The organism is Mucilaginibacter sp. L3T2-6 (assembly GCF_030519355.1).
GTDB lineage: Bacteria > Bacteroidota > Bacteroidia > Sphingobacteriales > Sphingobacteriaceae > Mucilaginibacter.
Map to the genome: position 1 here is coordinate 91,222 of NZ_JAUMKC010000021.1, position 17,003 is coordinate 108,224.

18 protein-coding genes are annotated in these 17,003 nt (G+C 43.4%); 12 read left to right on the forward strand and 6 right to left on the reverse strand.

Annotated features, from left to right (window positions below):
* Positions 1-70: 70 nt before the first annotated feature.
* Both Q3W13_RS20120 and Q3W13_RS20125 read right to left on the reverse strand, forming a co-directional pair.
* Positions 71-697 (reverse strand): chloramphenicol acetyltransferase, encoded by a 627-nt coding sequence (locus tag Q3W13_RS20120; protein ID WP_302866908.1) that lies wholly within the window; start codon positions 695-697, stop codon positions 71-73.
* A gap of 190 nt (positions 698-887) precedes the next feature.
* Positions 888-2,429 (reverse strand): alpha-N-arabinofuranosidase, encoded by a 1,542-nt coding sequence (locus Q3W13_RS20125; protein WP_302866910.1) that lies wholly within the window; start codon positions 2,427-2,429, stop codon positions 888-890.
* Positions 2,430-2,513: 84 nt separating this feature from the next.
* On the opposite strand from Q3W13_RS20125, the gene Q3W13_RS20130 reads away from it, so the two are divergent.
* The 5 genes from Q3W13_RS20130 (at position 2,514) to Q3W13_RS20150 (ending at position 5,542) form a co-directional block, all read left to right on the forward strand.
* The gene (locus Q3W13_RS20130) at positions 2,514-2,909 is read left to right on the forward strand and encodes a hypothetical protein (RefSeq protein WP_302866911.1); all 396 of its coding nucleotides are present in this window, start codon (positions 2,514-2,516) and stop codon (positions 2,907-2,909) included.
* A 46-nt stretch (positions 2,910-2,955) separates the two neighbouring features.
* A complete protein-coding gene (locus Q3W13_RS20135; RefSeq protein ID WP_302866913.1) occupies positions 2,956-3,972 on the forward strand; it encodes a YhcG family protein in 1,017 nt (338 codons plus the stop codon).
* 75 nt (positions 3,973-4,047) lie between these two features.
* A complete protein-coding gene (locus tag Q3W13_RS20140; RefSeq protein ID WP_302866916.1) occupies positions 4,048-4,590 on the forward strand; it encodes an RNA polymerase sigma factor in 543 nt (180 codons plus the stop codon).
* Complete coding sequence (locus Q3W13_RS20145; protein ID WP_302866918.1) at positions 4,571-4,843, forward strand: hypothetical protein; 273 nt, start codon at positions 4,571-4,573, stop codon at positions 4,841-4,843. Before Q3W13_RS20140 ends, Q3W13_RS20145 begins: the two co-directional genes overlap by 20 nt.
* Before the next feature lie 12 nt (positions 4,844-4,855).
* Complete coding sequence (locus tag Q3W13_RS20150) at positions 4,856-5,542, forward strand: ClpP family protease (protein ID WP_302866920.1); 687 nt, start codon at positions 4,856-4,858, stop codon at positions 5,540-5,542.
* A gap of 25 nt (positions 5,543-5,567) precedes the next feature.
* Here the strand turns inward: Q3W13_RS20150 and Q3W13_RS20155 are convergent, their stop codons facing one another.
* Positions 5,568-6,794, reverse strand: coding sequence for a multidrug effflux MFS transporter (locus Q3W13_RS20155; RefSeq protein ID WP_302866921.1), 1,227 nt, complete (start codon positions 6,792-6,794; stop codon positions 5,568-5,570).
* A 119-nt stretch (positions 6,795-6,913) separates the two neighbouring features.
* Between Q3W13_RS20155 and Q3W13_RS20160 the strand changes: the two genes are divergently transcribed.
* Positions 6,914-8,230 (forward strand): gluconate:H+ symporter, encoded by a 1,317-nt coding sequence (locus Q3W13_RS20160; RefSeq protein ID WP_302866924.1) that lies wholly within the window; start codon positions 6,914-6,916, stop codon positions 8,228-8,230.
* A gap of 231 nt (positions 8,231-8,461) precedes the next feature.
* Positions 8,462-8,995: a DinB family protein gene (locus Q3W13_RS20165; protein ID WP_302866925.1), complete on the forward strand. Its 534-nt coding sequence runs from the start codon at positions 8,462-8,464 to the stop codon at positions 8,993-8,995.
* Between the two features lie 3 nt (positions 8,996-8,998).
* Here Q3W13_RS20165 and Q3W13_RS20170 read toward each other — a convergent pair whose 3' ends face one another.
* On the reverse strand, positions 8,999-10,024 hold the full coding sequence (locus tag Q3W13_RS20170; RefSeq protein ID WP_302866927.1) for a sterol desaturase family protein: 1,026 nt from the start codon (positions 10,022-10,024) through the stop codon (positions 8,999-9,001).
* A gap of 687 nt (positions 10,025-10,711) precedes the next feature.
* On the opposite strand from Q3W13_RS20170, the gene Q3W13_RS20175 reads away from it, so the two are divergent.
* From Q3W13_RS20175 to Q3W13_RS20185, 3 genes are read left to right on the forward strand one after another with little or no spacing between them, the layout of a single operon-like run.
* The gene (locus tag Q3W13_RS20175) at positions 10,712-11,521 is read left to right on the forward strand and encodes an ABC transporter permease (protein ID WP_302866929.1); all 810 of its coding nucleotides are present in this window, start codon (positions 10,712-10,714) and stop codon (positions 11,519-11,521) included.
* A 5-nt stretch (positions 11,522-11,526) separates the two neighbouring features.
* On the forward strand, positions 11,527-12,300 hold the full coding sequence (locus tag Q3W13_RS20180; RefSeq protein WP_302866931.1) for an ABC transporter ATP-binding protein: 774 nt from the start codon (positions 11,527-11,529) through the stop codon (positions 12,298-12,300).
* Positions 12,301-12,316: 16 nt separating this feature from the next.
* Complete coding sequence (locus Q3W13_RS20185; protein ID WP_302866933.1) at positions 12,317-13,303, forward strand: MlaD family protein; 987 nt, start codon at positions 12,317-12,319, stop codon at positions 13,301-13,303.
* Positions 13,304-13,395: 92 nt separating this feature from the next.
* On the opposite strand, the gene Q3W13_RS20190 is transcribed toward Q3W13_RS20185, so the two are convergent.
* Positions 13,396-14,142 carry a hypothetical protein gene (locus Q3W13_RS20190; RefSeq protein WP_302866935.1) on the reverse strand — a complete coding sequence of 249 codons (747 nt, stop codon included), beginning with the start codon at positions 14,140-14,142 and terminating at the stop codon, positions 13,396-13,398.
* 90 nt (positions 14,143-14,232) lie between these two features.
* Between Q3W13_RS20190 and Q3W13_RS20195 the strand changes: the two genes are divergently transcribed.
* The gene (locus tag Q3W13_RS20195) at positions 14,233-14,967 is read left to right on the forward strand and encodes a YoaK family protein (protein WP_302866937.1); all 735 of its coding nucleotides are present in this window, start codon (positions 14,233-14,235) and stop codon (positions 14,965-14,967) included.
* A gap of 90 nt (positions 14,968-15,057) precedes the next feature.
* Entirely contained in the window at positions 15,058-15,723 is a 666-nt protein-coding gene (gene can / locus Q3W13_RS20200) for a carbonate dehydratase (protein ID WP_302866939.1), read from the forward strand.
* Between the two features lie 66 nt (positions 15,724-15,789).
* Here the strand turns inward: can and Q3W13_RS20205 are convergent, their stop codons facing one another.
* Positions 15,790-16,317, reverse strand: coding sequence for a DUF1572 family protein (locus tag Q3W13_RS20205; protein WP_302866941.1), 528 nt, complete (start codon positions 16,315-16,317; stop codon positions 15,790-15,792).
* Positions 16,318-17,003: the final 686 nt, after the last annotated feature.

The window sequence follows — 17,003 nt, forward strand, 5'->3', positions numbered from 1 at the left end:
TTGATCATGCTGAAAGCTCATCTTTAAATACGATATTTTCAGGAATATATGGGTCTATCGGGCATATTTATCAGATGCGTTTATTCATCAACTCCTGGAAACAATCTATATACTGCCCTAAATGTAAACCGTCAACCAGGGCGTGATGTACATGGAGCGACATCGGCATGGTTCGTTTTCCCTCCATTTCTGTCATCTTACCGAAGGAAATGCTTGGCGCGCTGTCTTCGAATGAAAACATACGTGCGTGGGAGATAGAGGTGAAGTCAATCCATGGCAGCGAGGAAAACCTTATTAAATCCCATCGTGTGGCTTTATCTAAAGTGTTTGAATTCTGCACGCGCTCAACCTCCTGTTTGGCAGATTCAATAAAATCGTCAAAAGAATCCTTATAATAGATATATGAAAAGCCGAACGTACCATTACTGCGCGGAATGGTTGATGCCGCATGAATATGGTCATAAATAATCACATCTTCACCCTCAATTCTGTAGCGTAACGGCTCCACTATTTGGGCTGCCTTCAACGCTTTATAAAGAGTGTACAGGTAAAACGACACGCCTTTTTCTTTAGCGGCGTTATAGGCTGCTGTACAATCAACCCGTACGCAAACGCCGTAAAAGGGTTCGTTAAAGTTTTTAAAAAAATTGAAATGTTCTTTACGCGCCCAGGAGTTGATGTCGAGCTTGGTTTTCATGGGGGCAAAGTTAGGATAATTACGGGCGGGAAAAATTATCCTGGGGCAAGTCTAACTGATCGTTCGTAAAATTTTGTCATTGCGGGGAGGCGCGACGAAGCAACCTCGTTGCCTATGTATGTGCGACATGTATGACGACGAGGTTGCCGTGCTTCGCTCGCAATTGACAAATTATTACAGCGTGCAGGTATCAATCCAACTCTACCGTCACTACAGATTTTGCCGGCAGTACAACCACCAAATTATCGCCGTCCTTTTTTGCACCTTTAAAATCTTTAAGGCTTACGGTGTTTGGTTTATCAAAAGTATTGATATCGGTAATATTGGCTGACGTAAGTACTTGCCCGCTTACCTTGCTCCATTTAATATCTTTTAAGCTGATGCTGGTTTTGATGTCGTTATGCAAATCGAGATTGGCGAATGAGATATGCACTTTGCCGGCGGCATCCTGCGAGGCAGATACATTTACAGCCGGTATTTTTTTATCGCCGATTACATAATCAGGTGTAATTAACTGAACCGGCAGGTATTTGGCATCCTGGTGAACCTTGTACATATCGAAAACATGATAGGTAGGCGTAAGCAGCATTTTTTCTTTATCAGTTAAAATAAGCGACTGCAATACATTGATGGTTTGTGCCAGCGCGGCAGCCCTTACCCTGTCGCAGTGATTATTGAAAATATTCAGGTTGGTTGCAGCAATCAACGCATCGCGCATGCTGTTTTGCTGGTATAAAAAGCCCGGATTGGTGCCCGGCTCTACGTCGGTCCATACGCCCCATTCGTCAACCACCAGCGCCACATGCTTCTTGGGATCGTATTTATCCATAATGGCCGAGTGTTTGGTAACCAGTTCTTCCATTTTCAGGCATCTCATCATGGTCTCCATATACTCATCTTCCGTAAAGCTGGTTGCCGAGCCTTTATGGCCCCAGTTTCCGGTAGGAACGGTATAATAATGCAGCGATATGCCCCACATATCCCAATCCGGAATATTTTTCATGATAACCTCTGTCCAGTTATAATCGTCGGAATTAGGCCCGCTGGCTATCTTTTTAAGCGGTGCGCCCGGATAATTTTTTGCGAATGCGGCATAACGTTTGTACTGGTCGGAGTAAAATTCGGGGGTCATGTTGCCGCCGCAGCCCCAGCTTTCGTTGCCGATGCCCCAAAAAGTAACCTTGTATGGGTCGGGGTGGCCGTTTTTCTTGCGCAATTCGGCGATAGTGCTGCTGCTGTTGGAGTTGGTGTACTCAATCCATTTGCTCATTTCCTCAACAGTGCCACTGCCAACGTTGGCAGCTATGTAAGGTTCGGTGCCCAGCAGGCTGCACAGTTGCAGAAATTCATGCGTGCCAAAGCTGTTGTCTTCAGTAGTGCCGCCCCAGTTGGTATTTACCATTTTAGGACGCTGCTCACGCGGGCCGATACCATCGCGCCAGTGGTATTCATCTGCAAAGCAGCCCCCGGGCCAGCGCAGGCTCGGGATCTTTATTTTTTTAAGCGCATTGACAATATCCAGGCGAATGCGGTCCTGTTTTTCAACCGGCATATCTTTATCTACCCAAAACCCGCCATAAATACCATGACCCAAATGTTCGGCAAACTGGCCCTGGATAAATTTACTTACAATAAGCTTTGAATTGTTGCTAACAGCCAAACTTGCGGTTTCCTGCTGGCTATATGCCGCAAACGACGCACAGGCGAGAAGTAGGGTAAAGATTTTCTTCATGACATAATCGGTTTAATAATTGTAAAAATAACACTTAAAACAAATAAACGAAATTTTATTTAATACTTTAACTTAGTTGTCAATATGATGAAGATAAAATTACCGGTTATTTTTATTCCGGTTTCCCTGATTTTAAGCTGCAAACCATCGGTAAATTCTGGCGGTCTTTACGGCAAATGGGATTATTTTAAAATTGACCACCCCAACGGAGACCGCCCGGACATGGCGGCTGAAGAGCTGAAACAGCATCGTGCGTCGGTAGAGTTTTCGAAGGACAGCTCTTTTGTAATTTCATGGGATGGCAAGCCATTATCTCAGGGTAAGTTTATTGCCGATGGTGATAAAATTCAGCTGAATGAGAAATTACCGGACGGATCTGCGCGCAGCTATGCATTTTATATTACCAAAGCAAGTACTACGGAGATTACGTTTGAGACGAAGGGCAGCGAGAGTTCGAGGGTGACGGCGGTGAAAGAGTAGATGAAATTAATATTATCCAACCTGATTAACCAATTATAATATTGACGTGGAGGAAAACTATCAGAAATTATTAATAGAAATAAAACGGGAGTTTGAACTTCGTAAAATTCATGTAGCCCACGCTGTTAATCGTGAATTAGTTAAATTTTATTATACAGTTGGTGAAAAAATCATTGAACGTCAAAATCAATATGGCTGGGGAAAAGCGATAGTGCAACAGTTAGCAAAAGATTTACAAAACACGTTCCCCGGTAATAAAGGCTTTTCCGCAAGAAACCTTTGGGACATGCGTAGGTTATATGAACGATATTCTCCGCATGTAAATCTGCGACAGCTTGTCGCAGAAATTCCCTGGGGGCATCATTTACTGATACTTAATAAGATTGAGCAGATAGAAGAAGCGGAGTATTATATTAAACAAACATCGATAAATGGCTGGAGTAGAAATGTTTTACTAAATTTCATCAAAGCCGATACTTATAAAGCAAGTTTAGCAGCAGGCAAAACCCACAATTTTAAATCGGCACTTCCGGCACATCTAGCTGAGCAAGCCGAAGAGGCCATGAAAAGCGAATATAATCTCGAGTTTCTAGGTGTTAATGGCCCCGTTAAAGAAAAGGAACTAGAGAATAAAATGATCGAACATGTAAGAGATACGTTACTGATGATGGGTTACGGTTTTACTTATATGGGAAATCAATATAAAATTCGGTTAGGAGACAATGAATATTTTATAGACCTGTTATTTTATCATAGGTTTTTACAATGCATGATCGCCGTAGAATTGAAGGTTGGAAAATTTGAACCTTCACACGCCGCGCAGTTAAATTTTTATTTGGAAATTTTAGACAATAACGTTAAACAACCGAATGAAAATCCTTCAATTGGAATATTACTATGTGCGGAGAAAGATAATTTAGAAGTGGAGTATGCATTACGAATAGTTAATAAACCTATTGGGGTAGCTGAATATAATTTAACGAAGAAGATTCCTAAGGCCCTGGAAAAAGCATTACCAAAAGTTGATGAGCTTAGAGATTTGTTAAAGCAAAAGAATATTTAGTGTCTCGATATATTGTTATAAATAAATGGTGATAGTTGTCCCCAAAACTGCACTTGATAATAAAAAGCAGGATAAATGTTTGATAATAACACTTCAATAAGCACGCCCGAGGCAAGAGAAAAGCTTTTTATTACGCTATATAAAAGCACTTTTCCAGCTGTGGCCCGACACGTAAGCAAGATGGGGGGCACATTTGATGAAGCAAAGGATATTTTCCAGGATGCGCTGGTAATCTATTATGAAAAAGCCAAAGCGGGGGCGACCAGGCTGAACACGAACGAGAAAGCTTACCTGCTTGGCATAAGCAAACATTTGTGGCTGCACCGGTTTAAGGAAAATGCCCTACATGCTACATTGGATGGCGTCGACCTGACGGATGACGTGCCGGGAGATAACTATTCTGAATCGCGCCTGATGCACTTTTTGGAAACTGCCGGGGCAAAATGCATGCAGCTGCTCAGGTCCTTTTATTACGACCAAACGCCGCTTAGCGAGGCTGCCAAATTGTTTGGCTTCTCCGGCGTGCGATCAGCAACCGTACAGAAATATAAATGCCTGGAAAAGGTTAGGGAAAACATTAAACAAAAATTATTGACCTATGAGGACTTCCTTAACTGAAACAGAACAAATAGAGGCGCACCTGCTGAAGCAAACTTCGCCTGGAGATGCGCTGGTTTTCGAGGCGAGGTTATTACTTGATGATGAGCTGGCCGACAAGCTGTATTGGCAAAAGACCGCCTATGATATGGTTAAGCGTTATGGCCGAAAGCAATTAAGGCAGGAAATTGAAGCTGTTCATCAAACGTTATTTAACACCGCTAAACATAAAAGCTTTAGTGAGAGAATAATGCGAATCTTCCGCAAACGATAACCCAATAATCTTATGAATACCGATAAAAATGAATTCCGCAAATTCGCGGCGGGCCACTGCTATGTAAAAACCCAGCCGCTTGATAACTACATTTCTGCCGTCGAGAACAGTAGCGTACTTGTAGCCCAAACGCCTTATATTATGGAAGAGCGCGAGCTGCGCGTATCGCAAATGGATGTATTCTCGCGCCTGATGATGGACCGCATCATATTCCTTGGCAGCGCTGTTGATGATAATGTTGCTAACATCATACAAGCACAGCTATTGTTCCTCCAATCTATCGACGCAAAAAAAGATATACAGATGTATATTAACTCACCTGGCGGCTCGGTGTATGCCGGGTTTGGTATTTACGATACGATGCAGCTGATCGGCCCGGATGTGGCGACAATTTGTACTGGAATGGCCGCTTCTATGGCTTCGGTTTTGCTGTGTGCGGGTGCAGCGGGCAAACGGGCTGCCTTAACGCATTCGCGCATTATGATGCATCAACCTCTCGGCGGCGTACAAGGCCCGGCATCCGACATTGAAATAACTGCTAAACAAGTTTTAAAAGTGCAAAAGGAACTATACCAGATCTACGTAAAACACACCGGTCAGGAATATGACACTATCCATAAAGTGTCCGACCGCGACTTTTGGATGATCGCCTCGGAAGCGAAGGAGTTTGGAATAATTGACGAGGTATTGGGAAGTTAAGCCCCCTAACCCCCTAAAAGGGGAATTAATGAACTCCCGCACTATCGTCAGCTTTGGTGCCGGCAGGCTTAGTAATGTTTTTCCGGCCGGCTGTTAAGATAAGAAGGGCAAGCAGCGCGGCCGTGGCCATAAGGCCGGACATAGGGATGGTACTGTGGCTTTTATAAAGGCTTACCAATACAGATACCAGTGTACCCGCCGACATTTGCAGCGCCCCCATAAGCGAGGCCGCAGTGCCGGTATTTTTTGCGAACGGCGCCAGCGATAATGCCGAGGTGTTGGGATAGGTAATGCCTACCATGCACAGCAGCAAAAATACCATGATGATGGTTCCGTAAAGGCCAAGTACGTTAGCTGCTGAACCGGCTAAAAAAGAAAGCGTTACCACGGCCAATGCGGGCAGGCTGAATTTTACGATTTGCTCGCTCTGATACTTCCGGGTAAGTACCCCATTAAGCTGGCTCGAGCCAATGTATCCGGCAGCCAACAGTGCAAATATCCAGCCGTAAACCTGGCTTTTTACATGGTACAGTTCCATAAATACGATTGGCGATGAGGCCAGGTAGGTATACAAACAAGAAAATGCCGTGGCGCCGCACAAAGCGTAAGTATAAAATTGCGGCTGCTTCATTACCGACCAAAAACTATTGATAATCGGCAGGGGCTTTAGCGAATAGGATTTATCAGGCCGGTAATTTTCGGGCAAAAAGAAAATTACCATAAGCAGCATTAACACAGCTATACAGGTTAATATCAAAAATATAAACCGCCAGCCCCAGTAGGTGGTTACATAGCCGCCGATAGTTGGCGCCAGCATGGGCGAAACGCTTAATACCAATATCAGCAGTGCAAACACCCGTGCATTATCTTTCACCGGGAAAACATCGCGGACGGTAGTGATCGCGGCAACCGACGCTGCACAGCTACCCACTGCCTGAAAAAACCGGAGTACAATAAGTTGTTCGATAGACTGTACAAAAAAACAGCATATGGATGCCACGATATATAAGCCCAGGCCGAAGTATAATGGGTTTCTGCGCCCAAACCTGTCGAGCAGCGGCCCATATAAAAGCTGACCCACCGAAATACCAATAAAGTAACCCGACAGAGTGAGGGACACCTGTGCCGTGGTTGTATGCAGTGTTTTTGCAATGGCCGGGAAACCGGGCAAGTACATATCGATAGAAAAAGGCCCGAGGGCCGTAAGCGAGCCTAATATCAGTACGAGAAAGATGTAACGTTTGCGGGTCATGGCATTGCGAAAGTACAAAGTTTTTGTCGCGCAAAAATTTCAAATCCGAATAATGTTGCTACTTTAGTTGCATAAGCCGCAACTGCATTTTTAACGCTGTTGTAAACCTGCGAGAACCCATGATTTTACTTACTATTCTCTTCTGCATTATCCTGCTGGTTTTATTAGTTAGCTGGATAAAGGTAAACCCTTTCGTAGCTTTTCTTATCGTTTCAATTACAGCGGGGCTGTTGCTGGGTATCCCGCTTAATTCGGTTACCAAATCTGTACAGCGCGGATTGGGCGAAACGCTTGGCGCCATATCTGTTATTATATGCGTTGGCGCCATGATAGGCAAACTGGTAGCTGCCAGCGGTGCAGCCCAAAAAATTGCCGAAGTACTGGTGAATGGCTTCGGTGTAAAATACATACAATGGGCGTTGGTAGTTGCAGGTTTTATTATAGGTATACCATTGTTTTACGAAACAGGTTTCGTGTTAATGGTACCTCTCATATTTTCGGTTGTTTATAAATACAAGCTGCACCCGGTATTTATTGGCTTGCCTATGCTCGCGGCCTTATCGGTAACGCACGGTTTTTTACCGCCGCACCCGTCTCCATCTGCACTTGTTCTTAAGTTTAACGCTAATATGGGGACAACATTAATGTATGGTATTATACTGGCCATTCCTGCTATCACGCTGGCGGGTCCAGTTTTCGCCCGGACACTTAAAAAAATTGATTCACAGCCGCTAAAAACCTTTATGGCTGATGAAATTCCCGATGATAAGCTGCCCAGTGCATTTACCAGTTTTTTTACCGCACTATTACCGGTTATGCTGATAATGGGAACCACATTATATCTCAACATCGACCATAGCGAAAATACTATTCACAAACTTATTGCCTTCATTGGCGAAACGCCGATTGTAATGCTTACATCGCTTATTGTGGCAACATTTACGCTGGGGCTAAAACAAGGCAAAACCATGAAAGAGCTTGGCGGTATATACAGTCATGCCATAAAAGACGTGTCGCTTATTTTGCTGATAGTAGGCGGCTCCGGCGCGTTCAAGGCTGTGCTTACCGACAGCGGCGCGAATAATCAGATAGCCGACGTTTTAAAGAGTTTCCACATGCAGCCGCTGATCTTAGGCTGGTTGATTGCCGCTATTATTCGGATAAGCCTGGGTTCGGCCACAGTGGCAGGTTTAACTGCAGCAGGTATTGTTTCAACTATGGTGACGAAAGACCCGACAATTAACCCAAACCTGATGGTGCTTGCCGTAGGCGCGGGCAGCCTGGCCTGCTCACACCTTAATGACGGCGGCTTCTGGCTGTTTAAGGAATATTTTAACTTATCTATCAAAGATACCATCCGCTCCTGGACAATGATGGAGACTATGGTCTCGCTTATCGGCCTGGCAGGGGTTTTGGTGTTGAACCAAATTGTATAAGGAATAGAAAGTGGGGTTTCTCATATGCAGGAGGTGTTAAGGTAAGTTGAAGTTTTGATACCTGAAAATCATAAAAAATAACAGCACTATAAAGCTTCCTAAGGGTTTTGACCTTGGATGGTTGGAATGAATAGTTCGCGAAACCCCTCCATCCACCCTACGAAGTAAGGGAATTGCACGGGCCGCCGCTTTTTTCTACAGCCATAGCAATACATCTCCAGAGAAATCAATATGCTAAAAAGAACATTGCATATCAAATTCGGCCAACTGGCAGACCACTCGCTGGATTATATATGCGGCATCCTGCAGGACACGCGTACAACTACCATTCTATCACTTAAAAACTTGTCTGTACCTGAACTGGACTGGCAATACCAGGATGGCTGGAATACCATTGGCGCTTTGCTGGCTCACATTATAGCTATCGAGAACTATTTCAGGATAGAGTTTGTTGAAGGCAGAAAACTAACTGATGAGGAAAACGCTCAGTTGCTGCCGGCGCTTGATATGGGCATACACCTGCCCAAACTGATTAACAAACAGCCATTCGAAGTGTATATCAACCAACTTACCGAATCAAGGGAGCTAATGCTAAGCGCCCTGGCTAAACTTAATCACGAAGACTTTACCCGTCGTATAGAAGATTATGATGAAGAAACGGGCTGCAACCTTGCCTGGGTGTTATACCACATGGCCGAAGATGAGATCTATCACCGGGGGCAGATCAGCATAATAAGGAAACTGTATAAAATGCAGGCAGGTTAATTACTATGCCTCCGCCAATTGGGCCGAAGGTTTTATTTGCTCTTTGTTTTCTTCCTCAAAATATTTCTTTCTAACCACAGCAGAGGTCTTATGATCACCGGTATGGCTCCAGCCCGGAGGCATAACGATGTAAAGAAACTTGTTCACAATGCCGGGAGCTCTGTAAACGTCCTTTGCTAAAGCGACGATTTCTCCGAAATAAGCATCCAGAAAGCTATGTGGTTTCATCGGGCGGGTAATGCCGTATTCTATAGCGATACTTTTATCCTCGGGCTGATAGGTTTTAAATACTTTATCCCAAATGTTCAGCAGGTTGCAAAAGTTGGTATCCATATACAACGGATTTTTCGCATGATGTACCCTATGATGCGATGGGGTAAGCAGGATATTATTAAGAAAACCGAAGCGGCCATCCTTGTAAATATTTTCACCGATATGGATAAATCCGCCCCAGGTACCATCTACAAACATAATTACAAACAGCACTGCCGGGTTAACCCCAAGCAAAATACAGATGGTAGTACGGATAAAATCAGCATAAGGTCCTTCCAGGAAAAAGTGCGCGTAAGTTACCGAAAGGTTCATGTTTGCCGGCGCGTGGTGGGTAGAATGGAGACACCACAGGATACGTACTTTATGTGCCAGGTAATGATAAATAAAATGCGAAAATTCCCAGATGATATAGCTATAAATAAACCAATACCATGTAAAGTCGGTTTTCATGATGGCGAACCTGCCAAAATATTTGATGCAAAACACTACCAGCCCAATTGAAATAACGCGGCCAGCAAACGCATTTAAAACATAAGTGAAAAATGAAATTTTATAGTCGATAACCTTGAAGCGCTTAAAAAACGCTGCCCTGATGATCTCGAGAACGAGCACTACAGGTATAAAAGGAGCGAGGATCTGGGTTACGCCATGATAGGTTAACAAATCGGCGTAATTGCCAGATTTCAATATATCGTATAAACCACCGAAGCTAAAAAATCCGGTGATCTCATCCCATATTGTCTTTAAAAATTCCATTGTTCCGAATTTAATTATAGGCTAATGCAAGGTAGCAAATAAATGCTGAAATGTGAACCCCGGGTATAATATTATTGAAGCCGCTAAAGACTGTTATGAGTTATGAAGTAACCCGTTGCCATACCAAAGGATGTGATTGAAACGATTGTTTTGGGTGTTTGAAAAGCCTGCCAGACAGGTGTATGAACAGCGCCGGTAGCAAAATTTACAATTTATGGATGTAAATTTCAAACTGAAATATACTTTTTGCAGTAATTAAGCCTTAGGTTTGCACCCAAAATTGAAACATGGTTTCAACAGCTATGGAACGATGGTTGTTCGCCTGCAAACATGACAAGAAATAATGTTTTAACTTTGCCGGCGCCTGTTTGTTTTATTAGCAAAACTAATTGGTTATTAAAAAATGTATGTCAAAAGTAATTTGAATTAAGAAGTAGGGTATGGCGTTATTTTACATTTCTTAATTTAAGTTTAACCCTTGCATATTTTTGAATGGTTTAATTTACACTTACTTAATAATTTACCCGGTAATAGCTGTAATACTTTATTACATTTTGCCGGGGACTTCCAGGCTTTATAAAATTGATTGAAAATTCTTAAAGCCGGCCGTCATTTTTGATTACCAAACATCCTGCACGGTTGTTTGTAGTGTCAGTGAAAAAACGGTATTTATTACTATCGCAATTAATGGAGCAAGCCAACAGCACATCGCCCGCCGTAACAAAAAAACGCTCGAAGTTAAGCCGGAAACTTTCCGATTTCTTTAAAAGCGTCTACAATATCCATCTTTTTATCCTCCGTTTTTTTCGGGAGGCCTTTGTTGCGCCGTTTGAATTTAAGGAGATTGTAAGGCAATGTTACGAAGTTGGGGTGCGTTCGTTTACGCTGATAACGGTAACAGGTTTTATTGTCGGGTTTATATTTACCAAGCAATCCCGTCCGTCGCTGCTCGAATTTGGCGCACAATCATGGATACCCAAGTTGGTTTCCATAGCTATAATGCGCGCATTGGCCCCATTGGTTACCGCATTAATAGCCTCGGGGAAAGTTGGATCGAGCATCGGTGCTGAATTAAGCTCCATGCGGGTTACTGAGCAAATAGACGCGATGGAAGTATCCGGTACCAAGCCATTTAAATTTTTGGTTTGCACCAGGGTGCTGGCCACCACTATTACTATCCCTATTCTTGCTACCTATACAGGTTTTATCGCCCTTTTTGGCGGCTACCTGAATGTTGCGCAAAACGAAGGTACCAGCTGGAGTGCGTTTATGCAGGAGGTGTTTAAGCCGCTGGAGTTCCTGGATTTTACCGCATCGCTCATTAAATCTATAGTATTTGGCTTTACTATAGGTATTGTAGGTTGCTACCAGGGGTATTATTCAAATAAAGGAACTGAAGGCGTAGGCAAAGCTGCAAATGGCGCCGTAGTAACAGCCATGTTCCTGGTATTTATAGAAGAAGTAATAATAGTGCAGATAACCGGTAATTTCCGTTGATTTTTATGCAGAAACCCAAAGCACATATCGACTACAATAACCCGGTGATAAAAATACGCGGGGTAAAAAAAGCCTTTGAGGACTATGCCGTGTTGCGGGGTATCGACCTCGACCTTTTCCAGGGCGAAAACCTGGTGGTGCTGGGCCGCTCGGGCACCGGTAAATCGGTTTTGATAAAATTGGTTTCGGGTTTGTTAAAACCCGATGCCGGAACTATAAATGTACTGGGAAAAGAGGTTACTGAAATAAGCGATAAAGAGTTGCAGGAACTTCGTATCCGCATTGGTTTTTCATTTCAGAACAGTGCTTTGTATGATAGCATGACCGTGCGGAAGAATCTGGAATTTCCGTTAGTGCGCAACCGCAAAGGCATCACGAGGAAAGAAATAGATAAAGCTGTCCACGAGGTATTGGAGTCTGTTGGGCTGTTACAGGCCATTAACCAGATGCCGTCTGAACTGTCGGGCGGGCAGCGTAAACGTATAGGCATTGCACGCACGCTTATACTGAACCCCGAAATTATGCTGTATGACGAGCCTACAGCGGGCCTCGATCCGATTACCTGCACCGACATCAACGAGCTGATTAACCAGGTACAGCAGCAATATCATACCTCATCTATCATCATTACGCACGACCTTACCTGTGCAAAGGAAACGGGCGATCGGGTGGCAATGCTGCTCGACGGACAATTCAGGCGGGTAGGCACTTTCGATGAGGTGTTCGATACGAACGACGAACGGGTAAAACCATTTTACGACTACAACTTTATACAATAGATTTTACGCACATATCATGGCTGCAACAGAAAACAGAAGGGCAATAATAGTTGGGATATTTTTATCGCTGGGCCTCATTATATTTATGATCGGGGTATTTACCCTTGGTGGCGAACAGAAAAGTTTTGCCAGGAGCATAACCATAAGCGCCATATTTGATGATGTGGCCGGCTTAAAAAAAGGGAATGATGTTTGGTTCTCGGGCGTTAAAGTGGGTACCATAACCAACATTCATTTCGTTGGTACTTCGCAGGTTGATGTGCGGATGAAGATAGACCAAAATGTTCAGCAATATATCCACCGCAATGCAGGCGTTCGTATCGGGTCTGACGGGTTTATAGGCAACAAACTCATTGTAATAGATGGGGGTAACCCACAGGCGCCGCAAATTGAAAATGGAGCTGTTTTAGAGGCGGAAAAAATTACCTCGACTGACGATATTATGAAAACCCTGCAGAGCAACAATCAAAACCTGCTGGCCATCACCAGTGATTTTAAGCTGTTAAGCCATAAAATATTACAGGGTAAAGGTACCGTAGGCACCTTGCTGGCCGATAGCCTGATGGGAGAACAATTGCGCCGCTCCATGGCTAACCTGCAGGCGGCTACGTCAAGTGCGGCACATCTTGCGGTTCAGCTGGATGCATTCAGCCAGAAGATGAACACCAAAGGGGGCTTTGCTGATCAGGTGCTGACGGATACCGTGGTGTTCAACCGCATCAAGGCTTCGGTCATTCAATTACAGCAGGCCGCAGCAAGTGCATCAACCCTCACCGAAAACTTAAATAAAGCAAGCAGCCGCCTTAATGCCAAGGATAATGCAGTAGGCGTTTTGCTAAACGACCCCAAAGCTGCTGACCAGATCCGCAGTACGCTGAATTATCTGCAACAAAGCTCTATTAAACTAAATGATGACCTGGAGGCTGCTCAGCATAATTTCTTGTTAAAGGGCTTTTTTAAAAACAGGGCAAAGGCAAAAGCAGATAGCGCCAAAAGAAAGTGATTGGTTGTAACAATTGTAAATGTTGCGGTGATTTTAAAATCAGCTATTCAACAACATCTACAACCTTACAATTATTACAACTTTTTAAACCATCAGTTACTTTCCGGCTCTTTCCCAAATGGTACATTCCCGGCCTTCTTTTGTTCCGGAGTTAGCCTTTGCCAGTTTTGGTAACAGGCGCTCAGGTAGGGCACAAGTTCAAAACGCTTATCGGTATATTCTTTTACGTCGGGCGTATATAACAACAGGAAATCATCCATATCCGTACCTTTTAAAGGGACGTATTGACTGATGTTCGCCGGTGTAAACACAGCGCTGATATGTTCGCTTATCTCTCGTTCTTTTGCCGACATGGCAGCCTTTCGTTTCTGCTTTTCATCTTTCGACCAATAATGAAGCCTTATAGTAATGCCGCCGGTATAATTCATTTTGTTATCACGGGTGTAAACTACCGGCTGCCCATGAAATTGCGGGTCGTAATACTGAACTGCATTTGGATTTACCTTTGCACCCGAGCTTTCTGTAACATTTACCTGGTTCAGCATGGTACTTTTTGGCACCATAAATATTTCGCGTGAATGCATATCGGTTATCAGCACGGTATCCGGCAGGTAAGAAAATGAGTTGAAAACCAATAAGTCTCCGGGTTTGGCTACAATCGCAAACTGGCCTCGGTCGTCGGTTATGGTCTTAAGCTTGCTGCTTAAGTTTTCAATCCTTACCGAACGTAAGACTATACGTGTTTTGTCTTCCAATACCCGCCCGCTGAAAAGTGTCTGGCCACTGGCTGCCGCTATTCCCAAAAAACAAAAAAAAATACCTAATAGATTTTTTAGCATGTGTAAATATACCTTAAAGCTATATTTAACGGAAAGCAATAACATTATTTAACATTTGGGCAGTAGGCGCGTTTGCATTATCTTGCCGCCATGTTAAGGCAAGCTAAAGAAGAGCGCACATTAAAAGAGAACCTCATGCTGGCTTCATCTACCGCATTTGTGTCCGGCGTTACCAATATTGCTGGTATGATAGCCTTTTTGGCGTTTACCACCAATATAACCGGGCACGTAGCGAACCTGGCCAAACACATTGTGGAACAAAACTACCGCGAGATCATTGTATTCCTCATTTGGTTACTGCTGTTCTTTTTCGGAGCGTTCCTTTCGAGTTTTATAGTAAAATCCCTAAAACATACCAGCAATTACAAAGCGCACGCGGCGCCGGTTATCATCGAAATCGTGGTGTTATTATTTGTAGCCATCTACGGGCATCACTTTTATGATCAGACACAACTGGAGCGTGAAATAGTTATCGGCGCCATAATTTTTTCGATGGGCCTGCAAAACAGCCTGGTTTCCATCATATCCGGCGGACTTATCAAAACTTCGCACCTCACCGGTTTGTTTACCGACCTGGGCGGAGACATTGCCGAGTGGTTTCACCCTAAATCAGAAAAAACAACAATGGTTAAAAATAAAATATACATCAGGTTAACTATTTTGGGTTTTTATATCGGCGGAGCTGTACTGGGCGGACTTGCATTTGATATGATAGGTTTTACTATATTTTACTTTGTGCCGCTTATTCTGCTGACTATACTATATTATGATATTTCCGAAGTGGCGCTGCACAGGCTGGCAAAACTGTTTAATATGAACGGTTAGCCGCTGTTAACAGGATAATAAGACTGCCGGCAGCGGTTTGGATATAACTTTATACTTTTGCAATAACATTAACATCACCCATAAAACATTATGTGCCCAACAGAAGATAATTTTCAGCAAGCAACCGATGAGCTTTATCATAGCTTACTCGAAGGCAACAAGCAATTTGTTAAGGATACGTTAGACTCCGACCCTCAGTATTTCGAGAAACTGGCGGCAGGGCAATCTCCGCCGGTATTATGGATAGGTTGTGCAGACAGCCGCGTACCCGCAAACCAGATCACCAACATGCCCCCAGGCGAAATATTCGTGCATCGTAATATCGCCAACATGGTAGTACACTCAGACATGAATATGCTTTCGGTGCTTGACTATGCTGTTAACGTATTGAAGGTGAAACATGTGGTGGTGACCGGACATTATGGTTGCGGCGGCGTTTTAGCGGCAATGGGTAACCAACAGGTCGGCTTAATTGATAACTGGCTGCGCCATATAAAGGACGTTTACCGTTTGCACAAGGAGGAACTGGATTCCATTGACGATGCTACTGAGCGGGGGAACAGGTTTGTTGAATTGAATGTAATTGAAAGCGTTTATAATCTCTGCAAGACCTCGATTGTTCAAAATGCGTGGAAGAACGGGCAGAAGTTAGGCGTGCACGGTTGGGTTTACAGCCTGAAAACCGGCATAATAACTGACATGAAGGTGAGCGCCTACGATAACGAAAATATGGATACTGTATTTAAGCTTAAATAGCATGTGGATGATGGTTCATAGTTCATGGCGGATGCAATTTTTCGGCTATGAACTATGAACCATCAACTATGACCTTTTCATCGCGTTAAACTCCTTCGATTTTCCTTTCGGGATGGTGAGCGATTGCCATCCGTCAGTAGAAACCATTTTTGCAATATAAACGATCTGCCCTATGTGATAGGGGATATGGGCTAATTGCCGGTTGATCGCCTCGGCTACCGTATGTGCTTCGTTACGGATATATATGGTGCGTAACAGGTCGTCAGCAGTAAGCGGGTTAATGGCGTTGAATAAGCAATCCCAGCCTTCATCCCATAGCGCTGTTAATTCTTCTTTTGATACTGCGGTATCTTCAAACTCATCGTCGCGGTTACGGGATGACTTCTCGCCGTCGCTGGTTAAAAAATCTGTCCAGCGCGAAATAGAATTGCCTGCAATATGCTTTATAATAACGGCGATACTATTCGAGTCGTCATTGTAACTCCAATGCAGTTGTTCTTCACTAACTCTTTCAATAGCCTTGTCGCCAACAGATTTATAGTAACAGAATTGCTTTTTGATGCTTGCGAGATAGTTTTCGGCTAAACTTTCCATGCGATTGAATATAATCCTGTAAATATAAAGGCAATTTTTTAAGAAGGAGTAAACAGGTTACGCTTTAAACTTTAGCAGCAATTGCTGCCTCCTGATTATCTTCGCGACTGCCCACTCATTTTTTCTTCCTCATTTGCAAAGTGTTACAAGTACACAATTTATTATTTTTGATAATCGTTTGGATAAACTAAAAACCTGCGTATCTTTGCGGCCCGCTTGAGAAAAAGAGGGGGCGTTATTTGAAATTCAGCAACAGAAATTTAATCTGAAAAATAAGTGAAAATAACACTTGACAGAAATTAAAAGAAGTTGCATCTTTGCAGCCCGCAAACGAGGAGAGAAAAGTGATAAGGCGGGCGAAAAACGCAAATAAAAAATAAAAAATAAAATTTGCGAAATTGAAAAAAGGTTCGCACCTTTGCAGTCCCAAAACGAAGGGGCGCTGAAAAGCGAAAAATACTGAAAGCGATTTTCAGTATAAACATTGAAAAGTTAAGGCGATGTAAATCGCTAAAACATATAGCCGGACTGTGATAGAAAGGCGAATAAGTTCTTATAAGAAATAGATAATCATGTAGCGAAACGGTCGGGAGACTGTTAAGTTAAAAGGAAGTTCAACCGAGCCTGGTTGAATGGAAAGAGTCAAGAGAGTAGGATATTGTATAAAGATAATAATACAGATTCTA

Bases quoted from the DNA above. Each gene is read 5' to 3' on its own strand.
- Q3W13_RS20205 (WP_302866941.1), bottom strand. From the start codon at position 16,317: ATGGAAAGTTTAGCCGAAAACTATCTCGCAAGCATCAAAAAGCAATTC.
- Q3W13_RS20175 (WP_302866929.1), top strand. From the start codon at position 10,712: ATGGAGCAAGCCAACAGCACATCGCCCGCCGTAACAAAAAAACGCTCG.
- Q3W13_RS20145 (WP_302866918.1), top strand. From the start codon at position 4,571: ATGAGGACTTCCTTAACTGAAACAGAACAAATAGAGGCGCACCTGCTG.
- Q3W13_RS20120 (WP_302866908.1), bottom strand. From the start codon at position 697: ATGAAAACCAAGCTCGACATCAACTCCTGGGCGCGTAAAGAACATTTC.
- Q3W13_RS20140 (WP_302866916.1), top strand. From the start codon at position 4,048: ATGTTTGATAATAACACTTCAATAAGCACGCCCGAGGCAAGAGAAAAG.
- Q3W13_RS20170 (WP_302866927.1), bottom strand. From the start codon at position 10,024: ATGGAATTTTTAAAGACAATATGGGATGAGATCACCGGATTTTTTAGC.
- Q3W13_RS20185 (WP_302866933.1), top strand. From the start codon at position 12,317: ATGGCTGCAACAGAAAACAGAAGGGCAATAATAGTTGGGATATTTTTA.
- Q3W13_RS20130 (WP_302866911.1), top strand. From the start codon at position 2,514: ATGATGAAGATAAAATTACCGGTTATTTTTATTCCGGTTTCCCTGATT.
- can (WP_302866939.1), top strand. From the start codon at position 15,058: ATGTGCCCAACAGAAGATAATTTTCAGCAAGCAACCGATGAGCTTTAT.
- Q3W13_RS20180 (WP_302866931.1), top strand. From the start codon at position 11,527: ATGCAGAAACCCAAAGCACATATCGACTACAATAACCCGGTGATAAAA.
- Q3W13_RS20195 (WP_302866937.1), top strand. From the start codon at position 14,233: ATGTTAAGGCAAGCTAAAGAAGAGCGCACATTAAAAGAGAACCTCATG.
- Q3W13_RS20125 (WP_302866910.1), bottom strand. From the start codon at position 2,429: ATGAAGAAAATCTTTACCCTACTTCTCGCCTGTGCGTCGTTTGCGGCA.
- Q3W13_RS20190 (WP_302866935.1), bottom strand. From the start codon at position 14,142: ATGCTAAAAAATCTATTAGGTATTTTTTTTTGTTTTTTGGGAATAGCG.
- Q3W13_RS20150 (WP_302866920.1), top strand. From the start codon at position 4,856: ATGAATACCGATAAAAATGAATTCCGCAAATTCGCGGCGGGCCACTGC.
- Q3W13_RS20160 (WP_302866924.1), top strand. From the start codon at position 6,914: ATGATTTTACTTACTATTCTCTTCTGCATTATCCTGCTGGTTTTATTA.
- Q3W13_RS20165 (WP_302866925.1), top strand. From the start codon at position 8,462: ATGCTAAAAAGAACATTGCATATCAAATTCGGCCAACTGGCAGACCAC.
- Q3W13_RS20155 (WP_302866921.1), bottom strand. From the start codon at position 6,794: ATGACCCGCAAACGTTACATCTTTCTCGTACTGATATTAGGCTCGCTT.